This window comes from Promicromonospora sp. Populi, from assembly GCF_041081105.1.
GTDB lineage: Bacteria > Actinomycetota > Actinomycetes > Actinomycetales > Cellulomonadaceae > Promicromonospora.
In genome coordinates this window covers 2821991-2839304 of the sequence record NZ_CP163528.1, presented here as the reverse complement: position 1 = coordinate 2839304, position 17314 = coordinate 2821991, and the positions used below count along the sequence as shown (strand labels likewise).

General features: G+C 72.0%; 18 protein-coding genes. 11 read left to right on the top strand and 7 right to left on the bottom strand.

Going from position 1 to position 17314, the window contains the following annotated elements; genetic code table 11:
- Positions 1-2: 2 nt before the first annotated feature.
- The 3 genes from AB1046_RS12800 to AB1046_RS12790 are packed head-to-tail and all read right to left on the bottom strand — an operon-like array spanning position 3 to position 3351.
- Complete coding sequence (locus tag AB1046_RS12800; RefSeq protein ID WP_369369689.1) at positions 3-551, bottom strand: TlpA family protein disulfide reductase; 549 nt, start codon at positions 549-551, stop codon at positions 3-5.
- Positions 548-1009 (bottom strand): hypothetical protein, encoded by a 462-nt coding sequence (locus AB1046_RS12795; protein ID WP_369369688.1) that lies wholly within the window; start codon positions 1007-1009, stop codon positions 548-550. Before AB1046_RS12795 ends, AB1046_RS12800 begins: the two co-directional genes overlap by 4 nt.
- On the bottom strand, positions 1006-3351 hold the full coding sequence (locus AB1046_RS12790) for a M6 family metalloprotease domain-containing protein (RefSeq protein ID WP_369369687.1): 2346 nt from the start codon (positions 3349-3351) through the stop codon (positions 1006-1008). Before AB1046_RS12790 ends, AB1046_RS12795 begins: the two co-directional genes overlap by 4 nt.
- Before the next feature lie 202 nt (positions 3352-3553).
- Here AB1046_RS12790 and AB1046_RS12785 point away from each other — a divergent pair, with 202 nt between their 5' ends.
- The 4 genes from AB1046_RS12785 to AB1046_RS12770 all read left to right on the top strand — a co-directional run bounded on the left by AB1046_RS12785 (position 3554) and on the right by AB1046_RS12770 (position 7953).
- The gene (locus AB1046_RS12785) at positions 3554-4828 is read left to right on the top strand and encodes an AI-2E family transporter (RefSeq protein ID WP_369369686.1); all 1275 of its coding nucleotides are present in this window, start codon (positions 3554-3556) and stop codon (positions 4826-4828) included.
- 38 nt (positions 4829-4866) lie between these two features.
- Entirely contained in the window at positions 4867-6117 is a 1251-nt protein-coding gene (gene ilvA / locus AB1046_RS12780) for a threonine ammonia-lyase (RefSeq protein WP_369369685.1), read from the top strand.
- Positions 6118-6226: 109 nt separating this feature from the next.
- Entirely contained in the window at positions 6227-6577 is a 351-nt protein-coding gene (locus tag AB1046_RS12775) for a YciI family protein (RefSeq protein WP_369369684.1), read from the top strand.
- Positions 6574-7953, top strand: coding sequence for an RNA polymerase sigma factor (locus tag AB1046_RS12770; RefSeq protein WP_369369683.1), 1380 nt, complete (start codon positions 6574-6576; stop codon positions 7951-7953). The genes AB1046_RS12775 and AB1046_RS12770 overlap by 4 nt, the downstream gene beginning before the upstream one ends.
- A 71-nt stretch (positions 7954-8024) precedes the next feature.
- Here the strand turns inward: AB1046_RS12770 and greA are convergent, their stop codons facing one another.
- Positions 8025-8507, bottom strand: a complete 483-nt coding sequence (gene greA / locus AB1046_RS12765; protein WP_369369682.1) for a transcription elongation factor GreA — start codon at positions 8505-8507, stop codon at positions 8025-8027.
- A 204-nt stretch (positions 8508-8711) separates the two neighbouring features.
- Positions 8712-9209, bottom strand: a complete 498-nt coding sequence (locus tag AB1046_RS12760; protein ID WP_369369681.1) for a DUF4307 domain-containing protein — start codon at positions 9207-9209, stop codon at positions 8712-8714.
- 198 nt (positions 9210-9407) lie between these two features.
- On the opposite strand from AB1046_RS12760, the gene mca reads away from it, so the two are divergent.
- From mca to AB1046_RS12745, 3 genes are read left to right on the top strand one after another with little or no spacing between them, the layout of a single operon-like run.
- A complete protein-coding gene (mca, locus tag AB1046_RS12755) occupies positions 9408-10295 on the top strand; it encodes a mycothiol conjugate amidase Mca (RefSeq protein ID WP_369375689.1) in 888 nt (295 codons plus the stop codon).
- Complete coding sequence (locus AB1046_RS12750; protein WP_369369680.1) at positions 10292-10684, top strand: hypothetical protein; 393 nt, start codon at positions 10292-10294, stop codon at positions 10682-10684. Before mca ends, AB1046_RS12750 begins: the two co-directional genes overlap by 4 nt.
- Positions 10677-11513, top strand: coding sequence for a carbon-nitrogen hydrolase family protein (locus AB1046_RS12745; protein WP_369369679.1), 837 nt, complete (start codon positions 10677-10679; stop codon positions 11511-11513). Before AB1046_RS12750 ends, AB1046_RS12745 begins: the two co-directional genes overlap by 8 nt.
- 11 nt (positions 11514-11524) lie before the next feature.
- Here the strand turns inward: AB1046_RS12745 and AB1046_RS12740 are convergent, their stop codons facing one another.
- A complete protein-coding gene (locus AB1046_RS12740) occupies positions 11525-12196 on the bottom strand; it encodes a hemolysin III family protein (protein WP_369375687.1) in 672 nt (223 codons plus the stop codon).
- A gap of 375 nt (positions 12197-12571) precedes the next feature.
- On the opposite strand from AB1046_RS12740, the gene AB1046_RS12735 reads away from it, so the two are divergent.
- Both AB1046_RS12735 and AB1046_RS12730 read left to right on the top strand, forming a co-directional pair.
- Entirely contained in the window at positions 12572-13333 is a 762-nt protein-coding gene (locus tag AB1046_RS12735) for an isoprenyl transferase (RefSeq protein WP_369369678.1), read from the top strand.
- Positions 13334-13516: 183 nt separating this feature from the next.
- On the top strand, positions 13517-13984 hold the full coding sequence (locus AB1046_RS12730) for a MarR family winged helix-turn-helix transcriptional regulator (RefSeq protein ID WP_369369677.1): 468 nt from the start codon (positions 13517-13519) through the stop codon (positions 13982-13984).
- 40 nt (positions 13985-14024) lie between these two features.
- On the opposite strand, the gene AB1046_RS12725 is transcribed toward AB1046_RS12730, so the two are convergent.
- Positions 14025-14942 carry a LysR family transcriptional regulator gene (locus AB1046_RS12725; protein WP_369369676.1) on the bottom strand — a complete coding sequence of 306 codons (918 nt, stop codon included), beginning with the start codon at positions 14940-14942 and terminating at the stop codon, positions 14025-14027.
- 68 nt (positions 14943-15010) lie between these two features.
- On the opposite strand from AB1046_RS12725, the gene ald reads away from it, so the two are divergent.
- Both ald and AB1046_RS12715 read left to right on the top strand, forming a co-directional pair.
- Positions 15011-16129: an alanine dehydrogenase gene (ald, locus tag AB1046_RS12720; RefSeq protein WP_369369675.1), complete on the top strand. Its 1119-nt coding sequence runs from the start codon at positions 15011-15013 to the stop codon at positions 16127-16129.
- Positions 16130-16155: 26 nt separating this feature from the next.
- Positions 16156-17313: a glycerate kinase gene (locus tag AB1046_RS12715; RefSeq protein WP_369369674.1), complete on the top strand. Its 1158-nt coding sequence runs from the start codon at positions 16156-16158 to the stop codon at positions 17311-17313.
- The last annotated feature ends 1 nt before the right edge of the window (position 17314 follow it).

The following is a 17314-nucleotide window of genomic DNA, read 5'->3' as shown; positions in this document are numbered from 1 at the left end:
GCTCAGCCCACCGCTAGGTCCGCGATCGTCGTGCTGAGCTCGCGCCCCGTCACACCCTCGGGCCAGCCGCGCAGCAGGCTCCCGTCCTTGCTGACCAGCGCCACGAGCGGCGCCTCGGCGACCGCGTACATGAGCCACGCGTCGCCGGTCGGGTCCACTGCGACGGGGTAGGTGATGTCGTTCTCCTCGACGTAGGCCGCGACGTCGTCGGCATCCGAGAGGTTTGCGACGCCGACGAACAGCACCTCGTCCGTGTACTCCTCGACCACGTTGTTGATCGGGCCCTGCTGAGCCTCGCAACGGGTGCACCAGGTCTCGAAGAACACCAGGACGACGGGCCGCTCGTGCCACTGCTCGGCCAGGTCCAGCGTGGTTCCATCGGTCAGCTCCAGGCTGAGCCCGGGCGCCGGAGGAGCGTCGGCCGGCGCGGCGCGGAACTCGACGCCCGAGGGAACCGGGCCGGGTAGCTGGCCCCGCGGAGTTCCGGCGCAGCCCGCGAGGGAGGTCGCGAGGAGCAGCGCCGTGAGCAGGGCCGCGAGCGCGTTCCTCATCGCAGCACCGCCTCGGGCGCGTCGTCGAAGGCGGGGTTGGGCACGATGGGCACGGGTCCATGCTCGCCGATCATCAGCTCGGCGTCCGCCAGGTCGACCGAGGCCGGCACCACGAGCGACATCACGCAGACCGTGGGCTGCCGCTCGGACCCGAGGTCGATCGAGAACGCCTTCTCGGCCCGTCCCTCGGGGAGCGCTCCGGCGGCGAGCACGACGTCGCCGGCGACCACCTCGTAGGCGGCCTCCGGGTGCGCGTACCGGAAGGCGCGCGCCCCCGAGCAAGGGTCGGACGGCGTGCGGATGTTCGCGTCCGGGACCACCAGGCGCAGCGTCTGGGTCTCGGCGCCGGCGGCGACGCCGGAGCACCCGGTGAGCAGCCCAGCCAGCCCAAGGCCCACAGCAAGGCCAACGCCGCGCAGGACCGCCCGGCGCCCCGAGCTGATGGACCTCAGGGTCACTCCGCGTCCCGCACGTCGCCGGCCGCAGCGGAGAGCGCTGCGGCGGCGAGGTTGCGCTGCCCGACGTCGGCGAGCCCCGCCGCTTCCTGCGCAAACCGTGCGAGCGCCGCGTCCGCCGCGGGGCCGGACCCGTGGCTCGCGGTCCGCAGCAGCGCCTCCAGCCGGCGGGTCTCGCTACGGGTGAGCACGCCGCGGTCCTGGTAGTCGTCCACCAGTCCGGACAGGGAGCGCACGCTCGGCGGCGTGGCCCGCAGCGGCACCCGGACGGTCTTCGTGACGCTCGGGTCGGACTCGCTCGTGACGGTCAGCGTCAGGGTCGCGGTCCGCGCCGCGCCGTCGGACGCCGTCGCATAGGCGGAGACGGGCAGGGTGCCACCCGCCTCTACGGCCGTGACCTCGTAGGGGAGCGTCACGTCCCAGCCCCGGCCCCTGACGGAGGCCGAGATCCGGTAGACGTCCGAGCCGAACACGCCGTCGCCGGCCTCGCCCGTGTTCCGCAGGGGCACGTTCACCAGCGTGGTGCCGTCGCCGACGGGGTGCTGCTCGGCCCGGCCGAGCCGTGCCCCGCGCTCGAACGCCCCCGCGGCCGAGAGGTTACGCACCGCGACGTCGTAGGTCAGCGCGCCCTCGTCGTCGCGCGCGGCGTCCAGCACGTACACGTGCAGGTTGTTGGGCTCGTCCACGTACTCGTACGCGCTGCCCGACCCGGTGCCCGCGTGGAACGTGCCGTCGTCGAGCTGGCGGGGATCGCCGCGCACCACCGGGACGGGGGTGCCGTCCGGGCGGTAGTAGTCGATGCGGTTGATGTTCTCGGGGTTGGCGTCTACTACCCACTCGCTCGGGAAGTCGTTGGGCTGGTTCTGCGCGAGGAGCACACCGTGGCCGGCGGTGAACGAGTCGTTGCCAACCCGGTCGGTGACCTCCATCGTGAAGTCGGTCCAGCTCGTGCCGTCCGGGCACCAGAAGTCCGCGCCCTCCGGGATGTCGGCGGCGCACTGACCGGGGGTGTACCCGCCGTCGAGCGTCACCTCGAGGCCGACCTTGTCGCCGTCCGGCACCGAGGAGCGGGCCTTCAGGGTCGCGACCGCCGGGCCTTGCTCTGCCAGCTCGGACCGGGTCACCAGGACCTGGTCGTCCGCGGTGAGCACACCCAGGTCCTGCTTGAAGTGGAGCATGTGGTGCGGCCCGAGCGCGGAGCCGCCGGCGTTCGGGATCTGCCACCGGTTGTGGGTGCCACCGGGGCCGTTGAACGTGCCGCGGCTCATCATCTCCCAGTAGCCGGTGTAGGCGCGGGTGTTGTCCGCGAACGGGTTGTTGTAGTTGTCCGGCAGGTCGCGCAGGTGGCTGAACTCGTGCGCGAACACGCTGAGACCCGAGCTCTCCGCCTGGGTCGAGGTGCCGTCGCCGGCGTTGGGCCAGTGGTTGGCCGCCGCTCGCCACGAGGTCCAGTCTACGTACCGGGTGGGTGCCCAGTTCGGCATGGGGTCGCCGTTCTGGTTGAGCGGCGGCTCGCCGTTCGCGTCGCGCGGCGGTCCCAGCGCGTCCGGGATCTCCTCGGGGGACTCGAACATCATCTGCCCGAACTCCTCCCACGTGGAGGACTCGTCGTGCCCCGCCGTCACCCAGAAGGCGTTGTCGAAGCCGCAGAGCCGCTCCGCGCAGCCGCCCATGTCCTCGTGCCAGGCTGCGAAACCGGCCGTCCGGATGTCCTTGGTGCAGTCGTCGCCCTGCGGGCAGAACTCCTCGATCGGCGCGTTGAACGAGCCGCTGTACCCGTACTCGTGCAACTTGCCGGGCAGTTCGTACGGGCCGAACACCTCGACGTCGACGCCGATCTTGCCGTGGCTGTCCTCCATCCAGTACCCGTGCAGGGTCTGACCGCCGTTGTACTCGTTCGGCGTGGCGTAGTAGTCGTAGAACCACTGGCTCACGTCCCCGGGCGCTACCGGCTGGAACCCGCTCTGCGGGTTGCCGAACGGGTGCGACTGCGGGTCCTGCGTGATGAGGAACGGCTGGTCCTCGAACTCCACCAGGATCACGGCGGTCCGGTACTGCACCTCGCTGCCCTGCGAGTCCTGAGCCGAATTCCACTCCGCAGGCCGCACCGGGGTGTAGTCCTCCCAGGTCATGTCGGCCTGGTCCTTCCAGTCCTGGGGGTCAGGCGCGGCGATCGGGCTGCCCGACGCCGGGTCGGTCGCCTCCGTGGTCGACGTCGCCTCCGCGAGGGGAAGGGTGAGCGAGACGGCGATCGCGGTCACGGCGGCGACGGCCGCCGTCCACCGGAAGACCGGTCCTGCGGCCAAGGATCCGTGGGTCAGTGGTGAGCCAGATCGGAGCCTCATGCGGGCCGCCCTCCGGGGTCGTCCGGGACACGGCCCGGAGCGGGCCGTGCCGCGAGGCTACGAGCGCCGGGGCGCGCCGTCTTCGGTCACGTGTCGGGTGTTCCTTCCGACATCTGTCGGACCGGTGAGCGCACCGTGTACCTTCCGTGCGGCGCGTGGGCAGGCCAGGGGCGTGTCGGTGTGCTCCCCTAAGGTTTGAACCGTGCCGCAGAACGAGGAGACCAGCGTGACGTCAGACCAGATCAGCACGCCACACAGCGACGAGGCAGGGGCGGTCCCGCCGGCGATCCGCGCTGCCGCCTCCTGGTCGTGGCGCATCCTGCTCATCGGGGCGTTCGTCGCCGCGGCACTGTGGCTCCTGGCCCTGCTCAAGACCATCGTGATCCCGGTCGCGGTGGCCCTGCTGCTGACAATCATGCTGACGCCGGTGCGGCGCCTGCTGAACGAGCGGCTGCGCCTCCCGCGGGCACTTTCCGCCGGGCTCTCGCTGGTCGGCCTGATCGTGGTGGTCGCCGGCCTGATCACCCTGGCCGGTCAGTCGATCGCCAACGGGTTCGCCGACCTGCGCACCCAGGCCGTCAGCGGCTTCAACGAGCTGTGGTCCCAGCTCTCGGCGACGTTCGGGCTGGAGGACCAGCTGCAGAGCTACAGCCAGGACATCCTCGACCAGCTCGAAGCGCAGCAGGGTGCCATCGTGAGCGGTGCCCTCGGCGCCGCCGCCACCGCGGGCAGCGTCCTGGTCGGCGCGCTGATCGCGCTGTTCTGCACGTTCTTCTTCCTGCACGACCCGCGCGGCATCTGGGGCTGGATCGTCGGCCTGCTCCCGCGGTCCTCCCGTGAACAGGTAAACCAGGCAGGCCGCCGCGGCGCCGTCACCCTGGCCGCCTACACCCGCACGCAGATCCTCGTCGCCGCCGTGGACGCCGTCGGTATCGGGATCGGCGCGGTGTTCTTCGTCCCGTCGCTCGCCCTGCCGATCGGCATCCTCGTGTTCGTCGGGTCGTTCGTACCGGTGGTCGGTGCCATCGTCACGGGCGCCATCGCAGTCGTCGTGGTGCTTGTCTCGAACGGCTGGGTCGCGGCCCTCATCATGCTCGGCGTGGTGCTGCTGGTGCAGCAGATCGAGTCGCACGCGCTGCAGCCGTTCCTCATGGGCCAGGCCGTCTCGCTGCACCCGGTGGCGGTGATCCTCGCCGTGGCTGCCGGGTCGTACGCCGCGGGCATCGTGGGCGCCCTGTTCGCCGTGCCGCTGGTAGCCGTGCTGAACACCGTGATCCTGTACCTGAACGGGCACGACAAGTTCCCCGAGCTCGGCGACGAGGACGCCCTGCCGATCCGATGGCGCGCCGCCGACGCGCCACCGATCCGGCTGCGCCGCGGAGCCTCCGCCACCACCGGAGCGGTCACCGAGACGGCGCTCGCCGACGTCGGCAGCGACGAGAACCGGGACGCGCCGGAGGGTGATCCGAAGCGCTGAACGTGCATCTGGGGGCGCAGTCGGGCAACATGCCCGCTGTGCCCTTGGATCCGTTCGACCTGGAGTCCTACGGCGGCCACCTCACGGTGACCGCCGACGACGCCCGCGCTGCCGCCGACCTGCTCGACGGCGTCATCACTCGTACCCCTGTCACCGAGAGCCGTGCGCTCTCCACGATCGCCGGCACAAAGGTGCTGCTCAAGTGCGAGAACCTGCAGCGTGCCGGGTCCTTCAAGGTCCGCGGTGCGTACGTGCGGCTCTCGCGGCTGTCCGCCGCTGAACGGGAGCGCGGCGTCGTGGCGGCCTCGGCCGGGAACCACGCGCAGGGCGTCGCGCTCGCCGCCGGGATGCTCGGCATCAGCACCGTCGTCTACATGCCGGTCGACGCCGCCCTGCCCAAGGTTGCCGCGACCCGCGGCTACGGGGCTGAGGTGCGGATGGTCGGCTCGTCCGTGGACGAGGCGCTCGCCGCCGCCCGGGTCGAGGCCGCGCGGTCGGGCCGGGTACTCATCCACCCGTTCGACCACGTCGACGTCGTGGCCGGCCAGGGCACCGTTGCCCTGGAGATCCTCCAGCAGGTGCCGGACGTCGCGACCGTCGTCGTGCCGCTGGGCGGAGGCGGGCTCGTCGCCGGGATCGCGGCCGTGCTCGCCGAGATCGCGCCGCACGTGAAGGTAGTGGGTGTGCAGGCGGCGTCGGCTGCGGCCTACCCGGGGTCGCTGAAGGCCGGCAAACCCATAGCGGGTGTGCTCGGCTCCACCATGGCCGACGGCATCGCCGTGGGGCTGCCGGGCGACGTGCCGTTCGGGATCGTGCAGAAGCAGGGCGTCGAGGTGCGGACGGTCACCGAGGACCAGCTCTCGCGCGCGCTGCTGGCGGTGCTGGAGCGCTCGAAGCTGATGGTCGAGCCCGCGGGAGCGGCCGGCGTCGCGGGCATCATGGCCGCCGGGCCCGGCGTGTTCGAGGGACCGGTCGTCGCCGTGCTGTCGGGCGGGAACATCGACCCGCTCGTGCTGCTCCGTGTGGTGCAGCACGGCCTCGTCGCGGCGGGGCGATACCTGAAGCTGCAGGTGCGGCTGACGGACCGGCCGGGTGCGCTCGCCCGGCTCGTGGAGACCATCGCCGCGGCCGGGGCCAACATCGTGGCGGTCGACCACACACGCACCGACGTCTCGCTCTCGGTGTCCGAGGTCTCGGTCAACCTGCAGCTCGAGACCAAGGGCACCGACCACCGGGCGGCGGTCGTGGAGCGGCTGGAGTCCGAGGGCTTCGAGGTCGCCGTCGTGTGAGCTTTGCTCGGGGTGTCGTGCAGGCGGATTCCCGTTCGTCGTCAGGGTGACGCGGCCGACCGGTCCGCGCCACCATGAGTCCGGGGACCTCCCCGGAAGGGAGCACACCATGCGTTACCTCATGCTCGTCCTGTCCACCCCCGACGCCCCGGCCGACCCGGGCGACGTACCCACCATCGAGAACTGGGTCCGCGACACCTACGACACCGGCCGCGCGATCATCGGTGACCGGCTGCGGCCGCCCGCCGATGCCGTCGGCGTGCAGGTGCGGTCCGGCGAGGTGGTCGTCACCGACGGCCCGTTCACCGAGACCAAGGAGGTCATCGCGGGCTTCGACATCCTCGACGCCCCCGACCTCGACGAGGCCATCCGGATCGCGGCCGCCCACCCGATGGCGTTCACGGGCGCGCTCGAGCTGCGCCCGTTCTGGCCGCTCGACCTCGACGGCGCCGAGGCGTGACCGACGTCGGGCACGCGGTCACCGTCGCCTTCCGCGACGAGTGGGGCCGCGTGCTCGCCGCCGTCGCCCGCAGCACGGGCGACCTCGACCTCGCGGAGGACTGCGCCCAGGAGGCGTTCGCGATCGCGCTGCGCACCTGGCAGCGCGACGGCGTGCCAGACCGTCCCGGCGCATGGCTCACCAGCACCGCGCGCAACCGTGCGCTGGACCGGTTGCGGCGGCGCAAGGTCGAGGCGGAGAAGGTGATGGCCGCGGCGCGGCTCACCGAGCGGCTCGCCCCGGCGGCCTCCGCCGACCCGGCCGCCGAGGCGGCCGCCGTCGTGGACACCGGCGCCGGTTGGACCGGCGTCGAACCGGAGGATCCCGACGGCGACCTGCTGCGCCTGATCTTCGCCTGCTGCCACCCGGCCCTGCCCCTGGAGGGCCGGGTGGCGCTCACCCTGCGGTCCCTCACGGGCATGACGACGGCGCAGGTGGCCCGGGCCTTCCTGGTGCCCGAGACCACGATGGCCCAGCGCCTGACCCGGGCCAAGCGCAAGATCCGGAGCACGGGGATCACGTTCCGCGTCCCACCGTCCGAGCTGCTGCGCGAGCGGGTCTCCGCGGTGCTGGCCGTGCTGTACGTGCTGTTCACCGAGGGCTACGACGCCTGGGCGGAGCCCGCTGACGACGACGCTGGCGCCGAGGCCCGGCGTGCGCTGGCCGATGACGCGATCCGCGGTGCCCGGCTCGTCGCGCGCCTCCTACCTGATGAGCCGGAGGCGCGCGGGCTGCTCGCGCTGCTGCTGCTCCAGCACGCGCGGCGGCGAGCCCGGCTGGAGGCGGTCTCGGAGGCGACGTCGCACACTCCGGCGGCACCACTCACCCAGGCGACGCCGCGCACGATCGAGGAGCAGGACCGGTCGCTCTGGCAGCACGCCGAGATCGCGGAGGGGCTGGCGGTGCTCGACGACGCCCTCGCGGCCCGCCGCGCCGGGCCGTACCAGGTGCAGGCGGCGATCGCGGCGCTGCACGCGCGCGCGGCGTCGGCCGACGAGACGGACTGGGCCGAGATCGAGGCCCTCTACGACGTCCTGCTGGACAAGACGCGCTCGCCGGTGGTGGCGCTCAACCGGGCGGTGGCGGTGGGCATGTCCAGAGGGCCCGACGCGGGCCTGGCCGCACTCGACGACGTCGCGTCCGCGCCCGAGCTGGCGGCGTACCACCTGCTCCCGGCGATGCGGGCGGACCTCCTGCGGCGCGCGGGGCGACCGGCCGAGGCCGCTGCGGAGTACCAGCGCGCGCTCGACCAGGTCGACCGGGAGGGGGACCGCAGGCTGTTGCGCCGTCGGCTCGCGGAGCTGCGGACGACGAACGAGCCGCGGAGCACGAGCTAGAGCGCCTGGCCCCGTCCATTCCGGGGGGACCGGATCGGACGGGGCCAGGCGCTCTGTCGTGCCGTGCCAGGTCAGCCCTGGAAGGGCTTCGCGCCCGTGATCTCCACGGGGATGTCCCGCCCGTTGGGGGCGTGGTAGCTGGTCTTGGTGCCGATCGACTTGCCGGCGATCGCGGCGCCCAGCGGCGACGTCGGCGAGTAGACGTCGAGGTCCGTGGACCCCGCCATCTCGCGCGAGCCGAACAGGAAGTTCATCTCGTCGCCTGCGACGAGGGCGGTCACGACCATGCCCGGCTCGACGGTGCCGTCGTCGGCCGGAATGCCGACCTGGACGTTCCGGAGCTTCTCGGTGAGCTCGAGGATGCGCAGCTCGTTCTTGCCCTGCTCCTCGCGAGCGGCGTGATATCCGCCGTTCTCCTTGAGGTCACCCTCGTCGCGAGCAGCGGCGATGCGCTCCGTGATCTCCGCCCGGTAGGGGCCGGAGAGATGCTCCAGCTCAGCCTTGAGCTTGTCGTGCGCCTCCTGGGTGAGCCAGGTGACAGAAGTGTCGGCCACGGGGGCTCTCCTTTCGTCGTTGCTCGGTTGAGCCACAGTTACGGCAGCGCGCCAAGCCCGGCCGACGGAGCGGATCGGGCACGCGCGTCAGCCGGTCAACACAGCGTGTGAAACGACCAGAATACCAATTGGCGGGAAAGACTTGCCCGGACATTCCCGGTTTCCGCTGTGAGCGGACGCGGCCGCGCTCGCTGCAGCGGACTGTCAGCGCAGGTCGCAGTGGTCGACGACGCCGGTGGTCGCGAGCTCCGTCGTAGCGACGGTGACGGTGTGCCGGGTGGTCCGAGCGGCGTCCGGGCCGACCTCGACGTCGATCGCGCCGACCTCCGCGAAGCTCGGGCTCAGAGCGGTCAACGTGCACACGGCCTCGGTCTGCGGCGGCATGCTGACGTCGAACGTCACCTCGACCTCCTCCGGGCTCACCACGACGAACCCGACGTCGGTGAAGGTCACGGGGTCGCGCTGGGTGTCGACGATCGTGAACCACGCGGCGATCGCGACGCCGGCCGCGAGGGCCAGAGTGACGGCGATCCGGGCGCCCACGGAGAGCTTCGGCCGGGGCCGGACGCCATCGCTCTCGTCCCACGGGTCGTCCCCGCCGGCCTGCGGTGCTCCCCGCCGGGCGCGGCCGTACCGTTCGGCCAGGTCTGGGGCCGGCGCGGGCGTGGGTACGGCCGGGGCGGCGGGGTCTGGGTCAGTCATCACGGCTCGCTTGGATCGAGGTGTCAGTGGTTCGTAGCAAGATTGTCCCTGGACGATCATGGTCCATGTGATTGCTTGTCTGTGCGCGGACTCTCTGTGCGCAGACTGTCTGTGAGTGATTGTCCCAGCCTCGTTCCATACCCCCGGCACACACAGGAGGACCCAGTGTCCGTACCCGAGCGCGAGCCGCTCCGTCTGATGGCGGTGCACGCGCACCCGGACGACGAGTCGAGCAAGGGCGCCGCCACAATGGCCCGCTACGCCGCAGAGGGGGTGGAGGTCCTCGTCGTGACGTGTACCGGGGGCGAACGGGGCGACATCCTGAACCCGTCGTTCGAGGTGCCCGAGGGTCACGAGTTCGAGTCGATCGAGGGCCGCCGCGCCGTTCGGCAGCTGGAGATGGCCCAGGCCGCCGAGGCGATGGGCGTGCGTCAGCAGTGGCTGGGTTTTGTGGACTCGGGCCTGCCCGAGGGCGACCCGCTGCCCCCGTTGCCGGAGGGGTGCTTCGCGCTGGTCCCGCTGGAGGAGGCCGCCGCGCCGCTGGTGCAGGCGGTGCGCGAGTTCCGGCCGCACGTGATCACCACCTACGACCCTTCGGGCGGTTACCCCCACCCCGACCACATCAAGTGCCACGAGGTGTCGTTCGAGGCGTTCCACGCCGCGGGCGACCCGGAGCGCTACCCGGGTACGGGCGAGCCGTGGGAGCCGCTCAAGCTCTACTACAACCACGGGTTCTCGATGAAGCGGATCCGCGCGGTGCACGAGGCCATCGAGGGCGCCGGGCTGGAGTCGCCGTTCGGCGACTGGGTCGAGTCGCGCGACGCGCACGAGGTCCCGGAGCGTCAGGTGACCACGCTGGTGCCGGTGGCCGACTACTTCACCAACCGCGACGCCGCCCTGACGGCGCACGCCTCGCAGATCGACCCCAAGGGATTCTTCTTCGCGGTGCCGCGTGACCTCGAGGTCGACGTGTGGCCCTGGGACGAGTACGAGCTTGCGGAGTCCCGTGTGCCGTTGCCCGAGCGGGCACGCGGCGAGTACGAGAGCGACCTGTTCGAGGGAATCCGCGCGGAGGTGCCCGCATGAGCCCGCTGCTCGCCGGCGCGCTCGCTCGCGCGACGGAGCCGTCACCGAACCCCACCGAAGGCCAGCTGCGCCCAGGCCTGGAGGAGTGGCAGGTCTCGCCGGGGCTCATCGGCTTCCTCGTCACCTTCGCCCTGGCCGTGGCCTGCGTGCTGCTGTTCCTGAACATGAGCAAGCACCTGCGCCGGGCCGGCTACAACGCCCGTCAGCAGGGTCTGCCGATCGCCGAGCCCGAGGGCATCGCCTTCCGGCGCACGGACGGGGAACCCGAGTTCGGCGCCGCCGAGCCCGCCGGTTCGCCAGACGCGGCCGCCGACACAGGCAAGGACCCCGCCGACGGGTCGGCCACCAGCGGGCCTTCCACCAGCGAGCGCGGTGGTTCGGGTGGCTGAGCGCGCCGGGCCCGACTCGGCGGCCGGCGTGGTCCGGGTGACGGTCGCGCAGGTGGCGATCTCGGACGACCACGCCGCCAACCGCCAGCTTGTGCTGGACGCGTTCAAGGCGGCTGAGCAGGTTCAGGCGAACCTTCTGGTGCTCCCGGAGTACGCCTCCGCCTACAGTTCGCACGGCGTGGGGCCGGAGCATGCGGAGCAGCTCGACGGCCCGTTCGTCACGCTCCTGCGGGCCAGGGCGCGCAAGCACGGGATCGCCGCGATCGCCGGCGTCACGCTGCCGGGTTCCGACGGTGTCCGCGCGGCGAATGCCCTGGTCGTGGTCGATGGCGCGGGCCAGATCGCCGGCGTCTACCGCAAGGTCCACCTGTATGACGCGTTCGGGTACCAGGAGTCGGAGCTGCTCGAGCCGGGCCCTGCCGACGCCGATCCGGTCACCTTGCGCCTGGGCGGGCTCACTTTCGGGGTGCTGACCTGCTACGACCTGCGGTTCCCGGAGTCTGCCCGCCGGCTGGTCGACGCCGGCGCGGACGTCCTGGTGTACCCCGCGGCCTGGGTCGCGGGCCCGCTCAAGGCCGACCACTGGCGCACGCTGCTACGGGCGCGAGCGATCGAGAACACCGCGGTCGTGATCGGCGTGGGCATGGCGGGCAAGACCGTCACCGGCCACACGCTGCTGGTGGGCCCGGACGGCGTCGTGGGCCTGGAGATGGGCGAGGAGGAGGCGTACCGCACCGTCGACCTGGACCCAGCACCGCTCGCGGCGGTCCGCAAGACCAACCCGTCGCTGGCGAACCGCCGCTACACGGTGGTGCCGACGGGCTCCTGACGACTTCGGCGTCAGATCGCGAGGTTCGCCAGGTAGATCGCGACCACGTGGCACGCGAAACCGAGCACGGTGCACACGTGGAAGATCTCGTGGAAGCCGAACCAGGCAGGGCTCGGGTCGGGCTTCTTGGTGCCGTACACGATCGCGCCGGCGGTGTAGGCCACGCCGCCCGCGATGATGAGCCAGACGACGGCCGGGCCGCCCGTGGCCCAGAACGCACCCATGTAGGCGACCGCGACCCAGCCGAGCGCCAGGTAGACGGGCACGTAGACCCAGCGGGGCGCGTTCAGCCAGAAGATGCGGGCCAGCAGTCCGAGCAGCGCGCCGCCCCACACCAGCGCGAGCAGCACCGTCGCCTGGCTCTGGGGCAGGAGCAGCACTGCGAGCGGCGTGTACGTACCCGCGATGATGAGGAAGATGTTGGTGTGGTCGAGGCGCCGCAGCACCGCCTCGGTCCGGGGCGACCAGTTGCCGCGGTGGTACACCGCGGAGACGCCGAACAGGAGGCAGGCGCTCAGGCCGAACACGGCCGCGGACACCTTGCCCGCCATGGTCGGGGCCAGCACGATGAGCACGATGCTGGTGGCCAGGGCGAACGGGAACGTGCCCGCGTGGATCCAGCCGCGCAGCCGGGGCTTGATCTTCTTCTCGATCTCGGACACCGAGGTGGAGATGCCCTGCACGACGTCGTCGACCTTGTTCGTGACGCCCGTCAGGGGGCCTTCCGAGCTGTCCGGCCCGTCAGTTCGAGCTACCACACTGGTCTCCTCTACTTGCGGCAACCGGCGCCGCCACAATGGCCGGGGCGCTACCTACGGTTGCGTAACTTACTCTAGCGTAGGTTAGGGGTTCGGCGGCCCGACAAGGGCCTTGTGAAGATACTGCGCCGGGTTCGCGGGAGTCGCCTCATCTGCCTCCCCGAAGGGCCCAGGCGGGCGGGAACGCTCGGTTTCGAGGGGTACCTTTGTCCACGTCCTGCCGGGTGCTTGAGCCCAGCGTCAGCGCCGTCGTGCGGACCGCACCCTCGCGGCCCCACGGCCCTACACACTGAGGTATCCGTGCGCCTGCCCAGCCCGCTGTACCGCCTCTACGAGCGACGTCTGGCCTTCGCCCTGCACGGGGCGACGCTGCCCCGGCACATCGGCGTGATGCTCGACGGCAATCGCCGCTGGGCGCGTTCGTTCGGTGAGACCGCGGCCACGGGACACCGTAGGGGCGCCGACAAGATCACCGAGTTCCTCGGCTGGGCCGAGTCGCTGGGTATCGAGGTCGTCACGCTGTGGATGCTGTCCACGGACAACCTGAGCCGGTCGGCCGATGAGCTCAGCAACCTCCTGGACATCATCGAGGACGCTGTCTCCGACCTTGCCGAGTCCGGGCGCTGGCGCCTGCGGGTCATCGGGCGGCTCGATCTGCTGCCTGCGCGCCTCGCCAGCGCGCTGCGGGCCGCAGCCGACCGGACCGCGGGCGTGAAGGGCCTGCAGGTCAACGTCGCGATCGGGTACGGCGGCCGCACGGAGATCGCCGACGCCGTCCGCTCCTACCTCACCGAGCGCGCGAAGGACGGGGCCACCCTCGCCGATCTCGCTGAGTCGATCGACGTCGAGCACATCACCGAGCACCTGTACACGAAGGGTCAGCCGGACCCGGAGCTGGTCATCCGGACCTCGGGCGAGCAGCGCATCAGCGGGTTCCTGATGTGGCAGAGCCAGCACAGCGAGTTCTATTTCTGCGAGGCGTACTGGCCCGCGTTCCGGCGGGTGGACTTCCTGCGGGCGCTGCGCGACTTCTCTCTCAGAGAGCGCCGGCTCGGGCGCTGACCTCGGGCGTCGCACGGCACCCAGGGATGGCTCCGGGGTGTCTTTGGCGTGCCTCCGGAACGCCGGTGGCACGGCCCGCCGGGCGATGCTATCCGTATGGCGAAATTCGCCACCACGCGCCCGGGTAGGTGAGCGAAAGTTCAGTCGGGTACCGTGCCGAGGATGACGTGGGAGGCGCGCTAGATGACCGAGGGACGTCTGCCGTCGGCGCGAGAGGCAGCGGAGGCATGGGAGTCGCTTTTTCGCGCCCAGGTGGCCGTGATGCGCCGGCTCCTGGCGGATGACATCTGGGGCGACCTGAGCATGCGCGAGTACGACGTGCTGTTCACCCTGTCGGTCGCGCCCACCGAGACGCTTCGGCTGCGCGAGCTCAACGAGAACATCCTCATGGCCCAGTCCTCCCTGTCCCGCATGGTGGAGCGGCTGGAGAAGCGTGGCCTGGTCAAGCGGCACCCCTCGCCCGACGACGGCCGCGGCGTCCTGGTCAGCCTCACCGAGGAGGGGGCCACCACTCAGAAGGAGCTCGGGCGCCGGCACGTGCGGTCGATCGCGCACTACGTGACTCCCGCGATGGACGCGGACGAGCTCCTGGAGCTGCGCCGGCTGACGGAGAACCTGCGAGCGGCCCAGCTCGACATCGACGACTTCTGACCCAGCCCACCCGGCTGGCTGACCCGGCCGACCCCGCTGATCAGGCGGAACGCGCCTGGTGGCGTAGGGCCTCCACCACCACGCGCACCGCTGCCCGGTCCATGGTGGTGCGGCGCGCCAGGATGTGGATGTCGCGGCGGGGCGGGTCGACGAGGTCCAGCGTGCGCACGACGTACCGGTCGTGGACGGCCAGCAGCGGCAGCAGCGTGACCGACAGCCCGGCCTCGACGTGGCTCAGCAACGTGCCGTGACTCTCGAACCGGGCCACCGTCCTGGGCGTGAAGCCGGCGCGCCGACAGAGGCGTTCGGCCAGGTCAGCGAGGTGGGCGCCGGGATGCTCGAACGCCCAGGGCTCGTCCGCGAGGCCGGCCAGGTCGACGCGCCCGGAGCGGTCGCTCGTGATCGTGTTGCGCGCCGTCACGAGCACCACGCGGTCACCGGTCAGGGGCAGGCGCACAAGATCGGCGTCGGGCGGGACGGGCGCGTCCGGGAAGTCCGCGCAGACGGCCACGTCCACCTCGCCACGCTGCAGCGCAGGGCGGCTGACCAGGGGTTCCGCCTCGGTGAGCTCCACCGAGATCCGGGGATGCTGCTGGGTGAGGGCCGCGACGGCCGGCACCACTATGCCGTGGAAGGCGCTGGTGAACGCGGCCAGCCGCACCACTCCGGTGGCCTCCGAGTGCAGGCCGGCGATGTCGGCCTCGGCGGTGGCGATCCGGTCGAGGATCTCGGAGGCGTGGCCGGCGAGCGTGATGCCGGCGGGGGTCAGCCGGATGCGTCGTCCGACGCGTTCGAAGAGCTGCGCCTTCGCCTCGGTCTCCAGCGTGGCCAGCTGCTGGGAGACGCTCGACGGGCTCATGTGGGTCGCTTCGGCGACGGCGCGCACCGTGCCGAGGAGGTGCAGCTGGTGCAGCAGACGCAGTCGCCAGGGGTTGAGCATGCCCTCATCATTGTTCATGAGCGCCGAACAATCTATTCGGGAACGTGATCTGGACCCGCACACCGTCGAGTGATTACGGTCACCTTATGAACGTCGGCGTCCCCACAGAGATCAAGAACAACGAGAGCCGGGTCGCGCTCACGCCCGCCGGTGCCCACGAGCTGGCCCGTCGCGGCCACAACGTGCTGGTACAGGCCGGTGCGGGGCAGGGCTCCGGCTTCAGCGACGACGCGTACCGGCTCGCCGGCGCGCGCACCGTGGAGACGGCCGAGGAGGTCTGGGGCTCGGCCGACCTGCTGATCAAGGTCAAGGAGCCGATCGAGCCCGAGTACTCGCTCATGCGGCCGGACCTGACCCTCTTCACCTACCTGCACCTCGCGGCGTCCAAGCCGTGCACCGACGCGCTGCTCGCCGCGGGCACCACCGCCATCGCGTACGAGACCGTCCAGCTGCCCGACCGCTCGCTCCCGCTGCTCAGCCCCATGAGCGAGGTCGCCGGGCGGCTGTCCGCGCAGGTGGGGGCCTACCACCTGATGCGTCCCCAGGGCGGCACGGGCGTGCTGATGGGCGGCGTGCCCGGCACCCCCAAGGCGAAGGTCGTAGTGATCGGCGGCGGTGTCGCCGGCGAGCACGCGGCCGCGAACGCGCTCGGCATGGGCGCCGACGTCACCGTCCTCGACGTGTCCCTGCCCGCCCTGCGCCGGCTCGAGGCCCGCTTCGGCGGCGCCGTCGCCACCCGCGTGTCCACCGCCTACGAGCTGGCGGAGCAGGTCGAGTCCGCCGACCTCGTCATCGGGTCCGTCCTCGTCCCCGGTGCCGCCGCGCCCAAGCTCGTGACCGACACCATGGTCAAGGCCATGAAGCCGGGCGCCGTGCTCGTCGACATCGCCATCGACCAGGGCGGCTGCTTCGAGCACTCCCACCCCACCACGCACGACGCCCCGACCTTCGCGGTCCACGACACCCTCTACTACTGCGTCGCGAACATGCCCGGGGCCGTACCCGCGACCTCGACGCGCGCGCTGACCAACGCGACCCTGCCGTACGTCGTCGCGCTCGCGGACAAGGGCTGGCGGGACGCGATGCGTGCCGACGCGGCGCTCGCCGGCGGCCTGAGCACGCACGCGGGGCGCATCACCAACCCGGGCGTCGCCGCCGCGCTGGGCGCCGACTTCGTCCCGGTCGCCGAAATTCTGGCTGCCTGACGCCTCCCACAGCCTACGATCGGCGCGTGAAGCCGCTGCGCGTCGTCGTCTGCCCCGACTCGTTCAAGGGCAGCCTGTCCGCTGCCGAGGTAGCGTCCGCGGTCGCGGACGGGGTGCTGGACGCCGCCCCGGACGCCGTCGTGACACGCCTGCCCATGGCCGACGGCGGTGAGGGCACCCTCGACGCGCTGCTCGCCGTCTGGGGCGGGGAAGCGCTGTTCACCGAGACGGTGGACGCGATCGGCCGGCCGACGACGGCCCGGTGGGCGGTCTCGCCCGACGGGCACACCGCGGTGGTCGAGCTCGCCGAGGCCAGCGGCCTGCCAGGTGTGGCCGACGCGCCCCTGCAGCCGTTGCACGCGCACACGCGCGGCACCGGAGACCTGGCGCTCGCTGCGCTCGACGCCGGTGTCGCGGAGATCATCCTCTGCCTGGGTGGCTCGGCCTCCACCGACGGCGGATCCGGCATCCTGACCAGCCTGGGCGCCCGCCTCCTCGGCACCGACGGCGAGCAGGTGCCCGACGGCGGGGAAGGACTCGCCTCGGTGGCTTCCCTCGACCTGTCCGGGCTGCACCCGCGGGCGCGCGAGGTGCGCTGGCGGCTCGCCGTCGACGTCACGAACCCGCTCGTGGGCGAGCACGGCGCGGCTCAGGTGTTCGGGCCGCAGAAGGGCGCGCGCGACGGCACGGCCGACTACCTCGACGACGCGCTGCGGCACTGGGCCGGGGTGCTGTTGCAAGAGACCGGTGTCACGGTGGCCGAGCTCCCTGGCGCCGGCGCGGCGGGCGGTGTCCCCGCCGGCCTGATCGCCGTGCTCGGCGCCGAGACCACCCCCGGGGCGGTCCTCGTCGCCGAAGCCGTGGGCCTGCCTGCCGCGCTCGCGGACGCCGACCTGGTGATCACGGGGGAGGGGTCCTTCGACTCCCAGTCGCTGGGCGGCAAAGTGGCCGACGGCGTCGCACGCCTCGCCGCCGCGTCCCCGACCCGGCCGCCCGTCGTGGTGCTGGCCGGCCAGGTGCTGCTCCCGGAGGCGCAGGCGCGTGCCGCCGGGATCGCCGCGGCGTTCTCGATCGCGCCCGGCCCGGTCGACCTGGACAGCCTGATCTCACGCACGGCGCCCCGCCTGCGCGACCTGGCCGCCGCCGTCACGAGCCTGGCCACCGCCGCGCGGTCGGCAGTTTGAC